This window comes from Shewanella xiamenensis, assembly GCF_014647135.1.
Taxonomy (GTDB): Bacteria; Pseudomonadota; Gammaproteobacteria; order Enterobacterales; family Shewanellaceae; genus Shewanella; species Shewanella xiamenensis.
The window spans coordinates 257,356-271,589 of record NZ_BMOP01000001.1; the positions used below are offsets into that span (position 1 = coordinate 257,356).

12 protein-coding genes are annotated in these 14,234 nt (G+C 47.0%); 1 reads left to right on the top strand and 11 read right to left on the bottom strand.

Going from position 1 to position 14,234, the window contains the following annotated elements; genetic code table 11:
- Positions 1 to 214 precede the first annotated feature (214 nt).
- The 4 genes from putA to IEY09_RS01100 form a co-directional block, all read right to left on the bottom strand.
- A complete protein-coding gene (putA, locus tag IEY09_RS01085; RefSeq protein WP_188869492.1) occupies positions 215 to 3,409 on the bottom strand; it encodes a bifunctional proline dehydrogenase/L-glutamate gamma-semialdehyde dehydrogenase PutA in 3,195 nt (1,064 codons plus the stop codon).
- 257 nt (positions 3,410 to 3,666) lie between these two features.
- Entirely contained in the window at positions 3,667 to 4,215 is a 549-nt protein-coding gene (locus tag IEY09_RS01090; protein ID WP_037421868.1) for a TIGR04211 family SH3 domain-containing protein, read from the bottom strand.
- A gap of 195 nt (positions 4,216 to 4,410) precedes the next feature.
- The gene (locus tag IEY09_RS01095) at positions 4,411 to 5,700 is read right to left on the bottom strand and encodes an inorganic phosphate transporter (RefSeq protein WP_080612413.1); all 1,290 of its coding nucleotides are present in this window, start codon (positions 5,698 to 5,700) and stop codon (positions 4,411 to 4,413) included.
- A gap of 25 nt (positions 5,701 to 5,725) precedes the next feature.
- Positions 5,726 to 6,406 (bottom strand): TIGR00153 family protein, encoded by a 681-nt coding sequence (locus IEY09_RS01100; protein WP_037421779.1) that lies wholly within the window; start codon positions 6,404 to 6,406, stop codon positions 5,726 to 5,728.
- 231 nt (positions 6,407 to 6,637) lie between these two features.
- Between IEY09_RS01100 and IEY09_RS01105 the strand changes: the two genes are divergently transcribed.
- Complete coding sequence (locus IEY09_RS01105; RefSeq protein ID WP_188869582.1) at positions 6,638 to 8,149, top strand: CYTH domain-containing protein; 1,512 nt, start codon at positions 6,638 to 6,640, stop codon at positions 8,147 to 8,149.
- A gap of 52 nt (positions 8,150 to 8,201) precedes the next feature.
- Here IEY09_RS01105 and IEY09_RS01110 read toward each other — a convergent pair whose 3' ends face one another.
- The 7 genes from IEY09_RS01110 to IEY09_RS01140 form a co-directional block, all read right to left on the bottom strand.
- Positions 8,202 to 9,026 carry an ion transporter gene (locus IEY09_RS01110; protein WP_037421864.1) on the bottom strand — a complete coding sequence of 275 codons (825 nt, stop codon included), beginning with the start codon at positions 9,024 to 9,026 and terminating at the stop codon, positions 8,202 to 8,204.
- 146 nt (positions 9,027 to 9,172) lie between these two features.
- Entirely contained in the window at positions 9,173 to 9,502 is a 330-nt protein-coding gene (locus IEY09_RS01115) for a hypothetical protein (RefSeq protein WP_037421772.1), read from the bottom strand.
- A gap of 107 nt (positions 9,503 to 9,609) precedes the next feature.
- Positions 9,610 to 10,263, bottom strand: a complete 654-nt coding sequence (locus IEY09_RS01120; protein ID WP_037421764.1) for a hypothetical protein — start codon at positions 10,261 to 10,263, stop codon at positions 9,610 to 9,612.
- 146 nt (positions 10,264 to 10,409) lie between these two features.
- Complete coding sequence (locus tag IEY09_RS01125) at positions 10,410 to 11,099, bottom strand: PspA/IM30 family protein (protein ID WP_037421761.1); 690 nt, start codon at positions 11,097 to 11,099, stop codon at positions 10,410 to 10,412.
- 11 nt (positions 11,100 to 11,110) lie between these two features.
- A complete protein-coding gene (locus IEY09_RS01130) occupies positions 11,111 to 11,524 on the bottom strand; it encodes a YjfI family protein (protein ID WP_007645549.1) in 414 nt (137 codons plus the stop codon).
- Positions 11,525 to 11,602: 78 nt separating this feature from the next.
- Positions 11,603 to 13,327 carry a polyamine aminopropyltransferase gene (locus IEY09_RS01135; protein WP_188869494.1) on the bottom strand — a complete coding sequence of 575 codons (1,725 nt, stop codon included), beginning with the start codon at positions 13,325 to 13,327 and terminating at the stop codon, positions 11,603 to 11,605.
- 4 nt (positions 13,328 to 13,331) lie between these two features.
- On the bottom strand, positions 13,332 to 14,231 hold the full coding sequence (locus IEY09_RS01140; RefSeq protein WP_037421752.1) for a DUF350 domain-containing protein: 900 nt from the start codon (positions 14,229 to 14,231) through the stop codon (positions 13,332 to 13,334).
- Positions 14,232 to 14,234: the final 3 nt, after the last annotated feature.

Genomic DNA, 14,234 nt, shown 5'->3' on the forward strand with positions numbered 1-14,234 from the left:
CATCGGAAGCGTTAGCGATTTTCGAATAAGCACGAAGCCACTCATCAATGCATGTAACTTCGCTAGGGACGCCGGGGGATTTCCAAAAGGGGAACAGGCGTTTTTCCCCTTTGGGTCGGGTGTGGGGTGAAGCCCCACGACTTTGATTTTGATTAACGTAAATAAAAAAAGCCAGACTCCGTCTGGCTTTTGTTCAACTCTCACAGGTGAGGGCTTATTCTTCGCTATCACCCAGTGACAACAGGGTCGCATTACCACCGATGGCGGTGATGTTGTTAGTGCGAGTTTTTTCAGTCACGAAACGAGTTAAGTAGTGTGGACCACCGGCTTTTGGACCTGTGCCCGACAGACCTTGACCGCCGAAAGGCTGTACGCCAACGACTGCGCCGATTTGGTTACGGTTGATGTACACGTTACCTACGTTAACCTTGTCAGCGACTTCGAGGGCATGGCCTTCGTTACGGCTGTGGATACCTAAGGTTAATCCAAAACCTGTGCTGTTGATTTCATCGATCACTTTGCCAAGATCCGCTGCTTTATAACGGATCACATGCAGGATTGGACCAAAGTGTTCTTTTTCAAGCACTTTGATTGAGTCGATTTCAACGGCAGTTGGCGCTACAAAGTGACCATTCTCAGTACCCGCTGGCAGTGGCATTTGCTTGATAAGCTTACCGACTTGCTTGATGTGGTCGATATGGGCGTCAAGGTTAGCCTTCGCGGTCGCATCGATAACTGGGCCTACGTCGGTTTTCACTGAACTTGGGTTGCCAATTACTAACTCATCCATCGCACCTTGCAGAACATCGATAACGCGGTCTGCAATATCTTCTTGTAGGAAGAGTACACGCAGTGCCGAGCAGCGTTGACCTGCGCTGGTGAAGGATGAAGACACCACATCGTTAACCACTTGTTCTGGCTGAGAAGTAGAGTCAACTACCATAGCGTTTTGACCACCGGTTTCGGCGATTAATGGAATGATTGCGCCTTCACGGTTTGCCAGTGTGCGGTTAATGAGTTTGGCTGTGCCCGTTGAACCGGTAAAGCATACGCCACCGATGCGCTCATCAGCCGTCAGTGCGTTACCAACGCTAGCGCCTGTACCTGGCAGATATTGCAGCACGTCCGTTGGAATACCCGCTTGATGTGCTAACTGCACTGCGCGGTAACCAATGATTGAAGTCTGCTCCGCAGGTTTAGCAACTACAGTGTTACCCGCTGCTAGGGCTGCTGATACTTGGCCCAAGAAGATCGCCAATGGGAAGTTCCATGGGCTGATACACACAAACACACCGCGACCTTGGAGGAAGAGTTCGTTTAACTCACCTGTTGGGCCTGGGAGCAGTTCAGGTTTTGACATCAGCTTCTTGGCTTGTACTGCGTAGTAACGGCAGAAGTCTACGGCTTCACGCACTTCGTCGATACCGTCTTGAATGCTCTTGCCCGCTTCACGGGTACAGAGGGCAATCAGTTCTTCGCGGTTTTCTTCTAACAGATCCGCCAGCTTTTGCAGGGCAGAGGCGCGCACTTCAACAGGCGTACGGGTCCAAGAGGCGAAAGCTGCATGAGCAGAAGACACGGCTTGTTCGATAGCCGCTTTGTCGGCAAAGGCCACTTGGCCCACGGTTTGAGTGGTATCGAATGGGCTAACCACGGTTTTGTGCTCACCAGTTAAGGTTTGACCATTAACCAGAGGGCCAGCTTGCCACTGCGTCGATTTGAATTTGTCTAAGGCCGCGAAGAATGGCTCTGCTTCTGAAATGATGTTCATATTGAGTCCCTTGGAATTTTTGCGATCGCTACCGAAGATGTCGGTAGGTAAAACGATTTTGTTGTTAGCCAGGGTTTTGTAGCCTGTCAGGGTTTTCAGTGGGTGAACCACTAAAGACTCGATAGGGGTTTTCGGATCGACCAGCTTGTGTACGAACGAGGTGTTCGCACCGTTTTCCAGCAGGCGACGCACTAGGTAGGGCAGCAGATCCTTATGGGCACCGATTGGGGCATAGATACGTACCGCTTTCGCGCCCGCTTCCGACAGAATAGTGTCGTACAGCTCTTGTCCCATACCGTGTAGACGTTGGAATTCGTGGTTACGATCGCCCGCCATATCGGAAATGGCCGCCACTGTTTGCGCGTTGTGGCTGGCAAATTGTGGGTAAATCGCGCCGCGGGTGGCGTCGGATAACAGGTAACGCGCACAGGCTAAGTAAGATACGTCGGTACCGGCTTTGCGGGTGTAGAGTGGGTAAGCAGCTTCGCCAGCTTGTTGTGCCCATTTCAGCTCGCTATCCCAGTAGGCGCCTTTCACTAAGCGAACGGGAATTTCGTCGCCTTGCTCTTTCGCTAGGCGGGTTAACCATACCAGCACTGGCAGGGCGCGCTTAGAGTAAGCTTGCACCACGATACCGAGTAATCCCCAGCCTTTAGTGGCGTCAGAATTAAACAGTTTTTGGAACAGTTTTAATGACAGTTCGAGACGGTCAACTTCTTCGGCGTCGATAGAAATACCGATATTTAACCCGCGCGCGAGTTTAATCAGGCGAATAACCGTGTCGTACAGCTCGGTCAATACACGGTCTTCGTTAGCGACTTCGTAACGTGGGTGCAATGCCGACAGCTTGATAGAAATCGTTGGGCGTGGTGATTCACTTTCGTTATAGCTTTGCGCGCCTAACTCGGTAATCGCATTGGCATAATCTGTAAAGTATTTTTCGGCATCTTTACGCGTCAGCGCGGCTTCACCCAGCATATCGTAGGAGTGGGTGTAACCTAATTTACGCTTGTCTTCGCTGTTCTTGAGCGCTTCTTTCATGGTGCGGCCGAGAACGAACTGCTTACCCATAATCTTCATCGCCGCCATCATGGCTTGACGGATCACGGGTTCACCTAAACGATTGACTAAACGGCCTAATAGGCTACTTGGGCTACCATCGATTTTTTTATCTAAGCTAACAATTTTACCCGTGAGCATTAGGCCCCAAGTGGAGGCATTAACGAGCACCGAATCGCTCTTGCTTAAGTGTTCATCCCATTTTGCGCCTGAGAGTTTATCTTCAATCAAGGCGTCGGCGGTGGCCGCATCGGGAATACGCAGCAGGGCTTCGGCTAAACACATCAGGATAATCCCTTCCTGTGTTTCTAAGCTGTATTGCTGCAGGAAGGCATCGATGCCAACCATTAAGCCTTTTTTCTCAAATTGACGAACTTTGTTTACCAGTTCGTGGGCACGACGAGTGACGCGCTCGATGGCTTCATCACTGGAGGGTACTAGTTTGATTAGCTCTGACAAGTATTGTTCTTCATCGACAATGTAGTTGTCGGTGACGGCTTTGAACAGTTCGTCGAGATTGGCAGAATCGTAGCGGCCTGCCAGCACTTCACTCGCTTTGAACATAGTAATCGCTTCCATCTTGGCCAGTTGTTTTCGGCTCTATTGTTGAAACAAAAATGGGGGGCGCGAAACGCATTTGATATTTTGTATACAATATGAAGCTTTGCGCGCGCAGATTATACAACCAAAATGTGACGGACAACACTATAGCGTGAAAGAATGTGAGGATTGTTTGATTGGCTTGTTAAGCGTTAGTTGTAACGCTTGATTGACAAAAAGCCAGTGTTTGAAAACACTGGCTTTAGCTTTGACTTTCAGATTATTTGCGTAAAAATTTACATCCAACGCTTCTTGTTGCGGCGTTGTGGTCTTGGTAGATATACCAAAATTACCCCAACCACTAAACCTGCGGCGGCAATCAGTCCGCCCTCACGCCATAGCGCAAATTGTGCCTCTTGGGCACTATGATCAACCGCTACTTTGAGGTTATCACGCTCTTGAGTGGTTTTGTTCAGCATAGCTTCGGCTTCGCTTAGCTTGGCTTTGAGTTCATCCACTTCATCGGAATGGTTATTCGTCGAACTTAAGACTTCTGCAAGCTTGGCTTTGGTTTCGTTTAACTCATTAGTGAGTGTTGAAACTTGCTCACGAAAACTAGGCGTTGAACTGATTAAGTTGGTTGGCACCCAACCTTCACGACCTTTATGGTCGATTATTTTTGAATAATCACCCTGAGTTTCGCCAAGTAACGTGACGGGTTGTCCCGCTTCAATCGAACCCAAAATACGATAATCAGTACCTGGGCCGTTGAGAATATAAAGAAACACGTTATCCGAGATATAGCGGGGTTGGCCTTCGGCCAGCAGGTTAGGGGAGAGTAACATCATTCCCACCAGAGTCAGCATTCTTAACACTTTTGTATTCTCATCAACGAAATAGTGACCACATGCTAGGGATTTGAGGCCTGCAATGCAAGAGGGAAGTCATAGACTTCCCTCAACTTTGCCGCATCCATGCTAGCAATTCCTCTGTGTTTAGTACATTTCTACGGCGAGCTTGCCATAGTCGTTATGTGCTTCTTAGTTAAAGATGCCTTTAATCATATAGAAGAAGATGATCGATAGACCTGCACCCGCAGGTAAAGTAACCACCCAAGACACAACAATGTTACGCACCACACCAATATTGATTGCCGCAATACCACGGGCCATACCCACACCTAATACCGCACCGACTAACGTTTGTGTGGTAGAGATAGGTAAACCAGTACCAGAAGCAATCACTACGGTAGAGGCTGCGGCTAATTCGGCAGCAAAACCGCGACTTGGGGTTAAGTGAGTAATATTTTTACCAATGGTTTGCATCACGCGCTGACCGAAAATCGCCAGACCCATAACGATACCCACAGCACCTAAAGGTAGGATCCACCATACTAACGGTGATTTAGATGCAATTTGGCCACCACTATTAACTACAGATACCACCGCAGCTAAAGGACCAATCGCATTTGCAACATCGTTTGAACCGTGGGCGAATGCCATACAACAAGCGGTTAAAACCATCAGGATCGCAAACACTTTTTCGACGTTAGCGTACATGGTTTTGTGGCTTGCTTTCTCATCCATTTTTAGACGAGAAATAAACACTTTACCTATGATACCAACGACCAATGCTATTACGCCCGCCAGGATATAAGCTTCGGCACCTTTTAAATGAATGCCAACGTGTGACAACCCTTTGAGGATCGTGACTAATGACATCATAAAGCCTGCGAACGCCATGTAGAAAGGTACATAACGTTTAGCATTAGCAAGTGGGTTATCGGTGTTGAAAATCAGTTTTTGAGTGCTTTGGAACAGAATGAACGCCATAAAGCCAGAGATTGCTGGTGTAATAACCCAAGAACCAACAATACCGCCTACTTTTTCCCAAGCGACAGACTCAGTGCCAACGCCTACAGCCGCAAAGCCGATAATCGCGCCTACAATTGAGTGAGTCGTTGATACTGGCCAGCCTAATGCCGATGCCACGACTAACCAAATCCCCGCAGCTAACAATGAGCCAATCATGCCGTATACCAGCAATTCAGGGGTTTGGGTAAAATAACTTGAATCAATAATACCGTTACGGATTGTACTGGTCACTTCGCCGCCGGCCAAAAAAGCACCTGCAAATTCGAAGATCATAGCGATAATAATCGCTTGTTTAATCGTAATGGCGTTAGAACCAACAGAGGTTCCCATCGCATTGGCCACATCGTTTGCACCAATGCCCCACGCCATTAGAAAACCAAACGCAGCCGCAATGGCAATAAGCCACGGCCCATTAGTGGCTAATACGTTAGCCACCTCCATACCTGCATCAACCATATTGATACCTTGATAACCTTATTTATTAAACGCGAGCAAGCATAAGCTCAAGACGCGAACCGACGCGTTCGGCCAGATCTGCAAGACCGCCGACCCATTCAATCGTTTTATAGAGGAACATCACATCGACAGGATTCAATTCTGATTCCAATGCGAATAATTGACGACGAAGTTGAATTTGTAAATCGTCAGTATCTTCTTCGATGATATCGAGTTCGTTGATCATTTTGGCCACTAAGTCAACTTCACGACCACGGAAACCTGCTTCGAGCAAATCTTCGAGTTCGTTAATGACTTCTTTTGCAAGACCAACTGCGTCGATACAACGTTGTAAGTATGCGATAAAGGGGACTTGCATGACCTGAGGGATAAGCAATTGACGGCCGATTACACGACCAGAGATATCTTTTGCTTTGTTAGCGATTTTGTCTTGTTGTGTCAGTAGTTCCAGTAGATCTGTACGCTCAACAGGCATAAACAAACCGCTTGGCAGAGTGAGGCGAATTTCACGTTTGAGTGAGTCCCCTTGCTTTTCCGCTAAACTAATTTGTTTACGTAGTTGAACTGCAGCATCCCAGTTACCTGTGATGGTGGCTTCGAAAAAGGGGACCAGTAACGATGCGCAATCGTAGACTTTGTCCATGTGCTCTTGAAGAGGCTTAATTGGCGATTTTGCAAACACGCCCAAAATAGAGTTTACTGGCATTGCCGTTTACCTATTTAGATTGTTCCATGATTGGAAAAAGCGGGCGCATGTTACCCTATGCGTCCGCGTATTGAAACTGTGTTTTTTGAGAAAAAATCACAGCTTTATTCTAACGGGTTATATACCAACTTCAAAACCAAATCCTACGGGATTTTTATGACACATTTGTGACATTATGAACTAAAAATGACGCGTGAATGAATATTTGATGACAAAATGAGCGGTGCAGTAATGAATGCTGAGATTGAATTAAAACTGTTTTTCCTACCTAAATTTCTAGAAACCCTGATAAATAAGCTAGATAGCTTAGAAAATGCTGCTCCGCAAGGCACACGTCGTTTAACCAACGGTTACTTTGACACACCCACATTGCAATTGCGTCAATGGGACATGGGATTGCGGGTTCGTGGCTATGATGGACACAAAGAACAAACCATCAAAACAGCAGGGCAAGTGATTGGAGGAATCCATTCACGCCCCGAATATAACGTCACCATTGAAGCCGACAGCCCAAATTTAAGCCTCTTTCCCGCTAATATCTGGCCCGCCAATGCCAATCTAACCGCTGTACAAACTGAGCTTGGTTGCGTGTTCCATACCGATTTTTATCGCCGAGCTTGGCATGTAACGGTGGGAAATAGCCTAGTGGAGGTCGCCTTAGACACTGGCGAAATTACCGCCAATAGCAAGCACGAGGCGCTCTGTGAACTGGAATTTGAGCTGTTAAGTGGAGATGCTAATGCACTATTAGTATTAGCAACAGAAGTGGCTGATACTGTTCCAGTGCGTTTAGGTAAAGCCAGTAAGGCGCAGCGGGGCTATCGACTCGCGGGGCAATCTAAGCCGTTAGCCTTAAGTGCGTTGGAGTTTTTGCCTCTGCCTGTGCCTGAAGATTTGAATCTACATCAACCCCATCAACAGGATTTAACGGCGACCTGCCAAGTGTTACTTGAAACGGCACTTGAACGTTGGCAGTTGCTTGAGGCGATGATAGCTGATGAACAAGATAACGAAGCTCAGATAGCTCTTTGGTGGCGGATGCGTGCTTGTATTCGTTTATTGCGGATGACTCTGAGCCAGTTTGGTCTCGCTAATGCTACTTTGATGCAGCAATTTAATCTTATTGAATCACAACTAATGTTTATTGAAGAGGCACAGGCCTTAGCAGCCTTGCTCGGTAGTCAAAAAGGCTTATTAACTCGGCACGACGCCCGTCAAGCTTTGATGCAACAACTACAGCTGCAATTTGAAGCCATGGATATCTCAGAGCGGTTAAATTTACTCTGGCAAAGAGTTGAATACGGTCAATTGCAGTTAGCGATTGTCGAGATCCTATTGGCTCTCAGCGCGGGGAATATCGAACTGCCCGCAGAGCTTGGATTATCCCACCATGCTGATCATGCTCAGGAAGCTTCATGGCAGGCGATTTTAGCTGCCATGCCTAGCGATAAGACAATGACCGCCGAGGATTATTTGCAGTGTGCCGCGTTACTGGATGAGAGTATTCAAATAGGGCAAGCGTATGGGCTTTTATATGAGGCAAAATCCCGTGATGCCTTTAGGGCGCCATGGCAGGATTTAGTGTTAGGGATTAGAACCTTAGCCTGTTATCGACAATTAACACTTGCGGCCAAATCACTTAGTGTCGATTTAACCGATTGGCTTGAGGACAAGCAGCAAAGCTTACTTTTTGCGATGGAGGCATCGAGACAAAACGCGATTGAGCAAACGACCTATTGGTAAACGGCCTGTTGGAATAGCCATATTAAACTAAGCTTAGGAAGGCAGTGCCTTCCTAATTTTTTTGGGCTTCTAATGCTTGTTTTAACTCAGCAATTTTGGCCAGCATCTGTGCCTGATTTTGCTCCATTTGCCGCTGGGTTTCTTCCATTCTAGCAAGCGCTAGTTCAAGTTCTGACTTGATTTCTGCCTTATGGGCATCTTGGCGCTCCTGTCGTTCGCTTTCATCTGGTGCAACAAACACAGAAGCCATATACCCCGAAATTACCCCGAAAAAACTCACACCACTAACGATCACTATGCCACCCACAATATGCCCCGCGGTGCTGACGGGATAAAAGTCGCCGTAACCTACGGTCGAAATGGTCACTAATGCCCACCAAATAGCCTGCTCGGCGGTTTGGATATTCGCGCCTTCAGTGCCGCTTTCGACAATCAAAATGATAATTGAAGCGAAGGTTAAAATGGTCACCATCGCCACCAGTAAACTGGCAAGGGTGGCTTGTTTACGTTGTTTTATCAATGGGATAAGGAAGGAGCGGCTCATACGGATTAAACGGATCACCCGCAGGATTTGGAAGACCCGTGCAATGCGTAGCGCCTCAATAGCAGGAATACTGGCGATGAAATCGATCCAATGATGGCGTAGGTAAAAGAGTTTATTCCGCGAGCGTAATAGGCCAGCAAAAAAGTTGACCATAAAAATCATGCAAATCGTGGTATCGATGAAAAAGAGTAATCGATAGGTTTCTGTATCGAGACGGCCAAAGGTCATCACTAGCACTATGATCACCGATAGCAGCGATAGCAGCATCATTGCAACTTCGATGGGTGAGGGATTACCAACGGCGCGGAGTGACCAAGAGGTTTTATCTGTCATGCCTAACATGATCCCTGTGTTTTAAGGCGAATGTTTAAGGTAAAAGAGTTTACGCTATGAGTAAATTAACTTTGTGATAAATCGCCCGAGTTAGTCCAGTCAGGCCATTTGACGCCGATTTTTGTGCAGGATTAACGCTGAAATTATTAGTCCTTTGCGACAAAGCGTACGAGATCTTCGAGTACTCTACGTTTAATTTCAAGCTGGGCATCAGCACTTAGGCCGTATTTTTCAGCAAGTTGCACATAATCGTCAGCGTTAAGTGACACGGTTAAACGGGGGCGAGTCGGCCGTTTTGAAACACTTAAGCCCAAAATCGTTCTGATCTGATCGGAAGGGCTAACGCCCGCATCGAGCGCCGCTTTACGAATAGAATATTGAAACTTTTCATCGAGGTCGAAAGCCACTTGAGTCGCCTTTGCAGCATCTTGGTTCTTCTGCCATTGCTCTGGAAGAGGGTGTTTCATTTTACTCATTGGGTTTTACCTGTTGCTATCAACCGTATATTGCGAGCCAATTCAATGGGGATTGTAATGGCTTAAGCGATAAAGTGCGAGTCACGCACTTTATCTTTTGCCAAATTTTACTGACCTGGCCAGTAGTCGCGAATGTCCGACAAGGGGCGGTATAAGGTCAGTACCACATCGGTATCGCCACCCTCATAGACTTCAACTTCGACTGCGCGGCTTTCGTCATCATCGAGCAGCAAATAATATTCGAAGGGTTCACCGCTGGCGCCATTGGCATCCTGCGGCGGTTTAAGTCCTCGATAATCTTCACGGTGAAAGTAGCCAAAGAGTGCAAAACTCACTTGGTGGTATTGCTTGCCCAACCATTGTTCGAGTTGTTCTGCTACATCTGGCGATAACTCTTGGGTGGTGAGCTCGGCGTGTCCAGGCTCATCGAACAGGGTGCTAAATTGCTCTAGGTCGAATATTTGCTCAACCTGGGAGCGGGTAATTTTAAGGGAAAAAGCAAGGTAAGTTTCATCGTCTTCTTCGATGCTTAAAAACAAGGTGTCACTTCCATGCCCTTTGAGTACCCATTCGGTTTGTTGTTTACGTTCAAATTCGTAGGTATTAACGGCTTCGACTTTGAGTTGTTGGCCGCGCAATTGTGGTGGCAGTGCAAAACTATTGTCGATGGAGATCATGTCACCGATCTTGAGCGCGGAGGGATGATTGAGTTCACGCGCTGGTGGCGCCTTTTTACCAAAAATACTGTTAAAAAATCCCATATTCGCTCCTAAGCTGTGCGCCAATGTTCTGAACTAACCCATGAGTTAGCTTAGACTTGGGTGAATGTTGGTATACCTAAAACAAAAAAGCCGAGCACAATAGGGGGTGATGGTCCCATCAGTGCTCGGCGTTTGGTCAATCTTAATTAGCTTTTACGTGCCTTGATACGTTCGAGCACAGCGTTAGCATTGGATTTTTGCTCACCAATGCCCGCTTCAGCTAACTTAGCCTGCAATGATTTATCACTGCCTTCTTCGGCTAAGGCTTCAGCGGCTTTTAATCTGTCATCAAACTGCTGCTGACGCGCTTTGATACGTTCTAAAGAGTCTTTTGCATTCAGTAGCTTAGAGTTGCTTGATGCAAAAGAGTCGGTAATGGTCGCCGTGGCTTTTTGCACGCTTTCGGTGGTTTTTACCATGCTTAACTGACGTTGATAATCAGACAGTTGACGCTCGGTTTTCTTCACCAAATCTTTTAAGCGTACCGCATGGGCGCTGAAGCTATCATTGGCGGTCTGCTGCTCAGATAGTTCTTGCTCCAATTGGGCAATTTTTTCCGCCACTTCAATCGCTAAGGCTTCATTGCCTTTGTCTAACGCTTGGGCGACATAGCCTTCGTGCTCAGCAATCGAACGCTTTAAGCGGTCAACTTCGCGGCTGGCTTGCATTTCTTTGGCCATGACATCGGTCAGTTCGCGCTTGGCGTTGGTTAAATGTTTCTCAGCGTCACGGATTTCCTGTTCGAAAATTCGGGTCGAGTTTGCGTCTACGATGCTTTGGCCAACTTCGGTGGCACCACCGCGAAACGCTGTTAAAATTTTATTCAGAATGCCCATGTTGTGGCTCCTTATTTCAGATAGTCGACCATTTCATCGATAACTTCTAAACAGTTATCGGATAATACTGCTAGCTCTTGCTCGATTTCGAGCATGCTAGATTGCAGAGACAGTGCACCGTAAACCACGTATTTGTCATCAATCTTGGCAAAGGCTGACAATGGCATTGGAATGTTCAATTCGAGCATGGTTTCAAACATTTCACTGCGACGTTCTTGGTTTACTTCATTTTCGCCCCACAGGTAACTGATGCAGAGAATTTGGTTATCCGTAACCGATACGAATACCGGGATTTCTTCACGGCCGACCACATTCACTTGCAACACTTCGACTTCACCATCAATTGGATAGCAATCGAATTGGAAGCCGGTTTGGCTGTTATTGCCAAGGCTGTTGAGGTGATTAGCAAGAGTATGGATATTCATATTTGTCCTTATTGACATATTATGTCTGTGTTCAAAGATAGCACTGAGACATAATATGTCAAGCACTATCTTCATCCGTTAAAAAAGATCCAGTCCTTGGGTTTCGGACCAAGCCTGTTGATGATAATGGTACAACTGTAATGACCCCAGTTCATTGGGCTTAATATTGGTCGCATCCTGATAAAAATTGGCAGGAAATTCAAATGCGCCTTTAACTAAACCTAAGGTTAGCCAGTCATCCACAATTGGCAGCTCTGTCAGCTGCGCTAAACGATGTTGAGCATCTTTGCCATTTAAGGTGGCAATACTCCAACCCCATTCGCCAAAACTAGGGACATTGTGGTGATATTGTTTTACATCAAATCCCGCTAATGCCAAGGTTTTTGCTACTGAAATAAAGGCTTTTTGCGCATGATAGGGTGACGTTGACTGTACTGTCAGAGCGCCATCACTGCTCATTAGTTCCTTAAGTTTTCGATAGAAATAATCCGAGTAAAGCTTATTCAGATCTGGATGGCTGGGATCGGGTAAATCCACAATAATCGCATCATATTTATCCCCTTTCGCAATCAGTTTATCTACTCCATTAAAAGCATCATCGTGGATGACCGTTACTCGAGGATCGTTAAACGCATTGCCATTGAGTGATAGCAGGGCTTGGCTTAAACGCGCAGGCATATCAGAATCGGGGGATTTAAACAGTTGCACCAATGCCGCATCAAGGTCGAGTAGGGTTACTTGTTCAGGTTCCCAGCGCAATACTTGTTTTAGGCCCAGCCCATCACCGCCGCCAATGATTAATACCTTGTTATGACGAGCGCTAGCAGCAAGGGTTGGATGAACTAAAAACGCATGGTAAATGTGTTCATCGCTACTCGAAAACTGTAAACGACCATTGATATACAAGGCATATACGGGGGGAAGACCATTGCCGCGTAGGCGCTCTGTAAAGGTCAGCTGTTGAAAACGTGTTGCCTTGGAATAGACCACCTTATCTTTATAAAGCAGATTGTTGAACTGTTGCTCCCAGCTTGGCCCTCGAATGGCGAGCAGCAACAATACGCCAGTGACGACTAAGTGGCCCACTAACAGTAATTTCGGTCTTTGGATCTTTGGCCAAAAGCGCCAGATAAATACAAACCCAGCTAACAAGTTAAAGCTGGCGGTGAGTGCTGCGGCGAGTTGTATATCGATGGCCAGCATAAAGCCGACCCAAATGGCTGCGCCAACTCCTGCGCCAATATAATCTGCGCCGTAAATTGTGCCCGCATTGTGGAGTAAGTGTTCATCTGAAAGGGATTGTCTTACCCTTGCGATCAGTGGGATTTCCATCCCGATCATCAAGCCGAGCAGCACGCCCCAGACATAAGGTAGATATTCGCTAAGCTTTTGTAGCGTGCCAATCATCCCACCTTCGGGCAGTTGATCCGGCGGCAAGCCCAAGGTGCTGGCGATGATCATCGGTAGCTGTTGGCCAAAACCTATCACGGCAGCGGTAATTAGAATTGCCAGCGAACCACAGAGCGCGACGGTGAGTTCGAGCACCACAAAGCCAGTGAATGCATCCTTAATTTTACGCGCGGCAAAGGCTCCAAGGCCCATGGAGACGATCATCAGACCGATCATGGTATAGATGGCGGCCTCAAGTGCGCCTAAAATCCGCCCTGCGTAGTGGGATAGCAGATATTCGTAGATAAGACCGCACCCAGCGAGCACGGCCATTATGCCCAGTAATAGGACATCGTCGAACCAGCCTAGGCGGCTAGGTTTAGCCGCCGAAGTGGTTAATTGTGACTCGTGCATTGGATTACGCCATTAGGGCCGTGAGGATAAGTGCGATTGCAATACTGATGGCCATTTCCACGGCTGCGATACCAATATTATGTTGTCTTTCGACTTCATCCGCTAAATTGATACGTGCTAAAACCAGCTTTTTAATGATAAACAGCAGCAGTGTCAGTACGACTAACATTATGATTGAAAACACCAACCAACCAATGATGTTAGTGACATAGGCCGTTGGATTGAAAAGAATAAAGTGACTCGCAGCATTAAAGCTGAGCGCCATAGCGATCATAAATCCGGCGTGGCGGATGGCTAAAGCGGTATGGCCTTGAGCGAGTGCCTGTTGCATTGATGAATCTTGGTTACGGCTTGCGAAACGTTTTTCACGTAAGCGGGTGAGAAGCACCAGCATGAGTTGTGAAATCGCAAAGGCGCTAAAGATGGCAATAAAAGTGTCGATTGTTAAATCTTCAGCCCATAACAGTACTGCGCGAATAATGATTGCGGTGGCGATAGCAACACTGGCATCCACAATGGCGACAGACACGTTACCTTTAACAATTTGCTGATTTTTATCGAGTTCATTTAACGCGATTTTATCGTGTAGAAAGCGCCCAAATTTAATCAGTATTAAACCAAATAAACCATAGGCACTCATGCCTATCGCTTCAGTTAAATAGGAGGGCGCTGCGGCACCAGTGATGGCGCCTGTGAGCACAATGCCTAACGCAGCAACTGCGCCAGCAGTGCTGATCCCAAAGGCAAAGTTATCGCGTTCAGCCAGTTCTTTACTGCTGTTGACGCTAACGCTCCATCCTTGTAAATAACGCATTAATGTCAATAGGATAACCGCAATCGTGAGGTCGATTGCGAGTATAGTGATTAGCTCTGGTGTGATACCGAAATCCTGAAATAGTGTCATGGG

What these genes read in the sequence shown, in the direction of transcription:
- putA (WP_188869492.1), bottom strand. Translation starts at nt 3,409, where the DNA reads ATGGAAGCGATTACTATGTTCAAAGCGAGTGAAGTGCTGGCAGGCCGC.
- IEY09_RS01090 (WP_037421868.1), bottom strand. Translation starts at nt 4,215, where the DNA reads ATGTTACTCTCCCCTAACCTGCTGGCCGAAGGCCAACCCCGCTATATC.
- IEY09_RS01095 (WP_080612413.1), bottom strand. Translation starts at nt 5,700, where the DNA reads ATGGTTGATGCAGGTATGGAGGTGGCTAACGTATTAGCCACTAATGGG.
- IEY09_RS01100 (WP_037421779.1), bottom strand. Translation starts at nt 6,406, where the DNA reads ATGCCAGTAAACTCTATTTTGGGCGTGTTTGCAAAATCGCCAATTAAG.
- IEY09_RS01105 (WP_188869582.1), top strand. Translation starts at nt 6,638, where the DNA reads ATGAATGCTGAGATTGAATTAAAACTGTTTTTCCTACCTAAATTTCTA.
- IEY09_RS01110 (WP_037421864.1), bottom strand. Translation starts at nt 9,026, where the DNA reads ATGACAGATAAAACCTCTTGGTCACTCCGCGCCGTTGGTAATCCCTCA.
- IEY09_RS01115 (WP_037421772.1), bottom strand. Translation starts at nt 9,502, where the DNA reads ATGAGTAAAATGAAACACCCTCTTCCAGAGCAATGGCAGAAGAACCAA.
- IEY09_RS01120 (WP_037421764.1), bottom strand. Translation starts at nt 10,263, where the DNA reads ATGGGATTTTTTAACAGTATTTTTGGTAAAAAGGCGCCACCAGCGCGT.
- IEY09_RS01125 (WP_037421761.1), bottom strand. Translation starts at nt 11,099, where the DNA reads ATGGGCATTCTGAATAAAATTTTAACAGCGTTTCGCGGTGGTGCCACC.
- IEY09_RS01130 (WP_007645549.1), bottom strand. Translation starts at nt 11,524, where the DNA reads ATGAATATCCATACTCTTGCTAATCACCTCAACAGCCTTGGCAATAAC.
- IEY09_RS01135 (WP_188869494.1), bottom strand. Translation starts at nt 13,327, where the DNA reads ATGCACGAGTCACAATTAACCACTTCGGCGGCTAAACCTAGCCGCCTA.
- IEY09_RS01140 (WP_037421752.1), bottom strand. Translation starts at nt 14,231, where the DNA reads ATGACACTATTTCAGGATTTCGGTATCACACCAGAGCTAATCACTATA.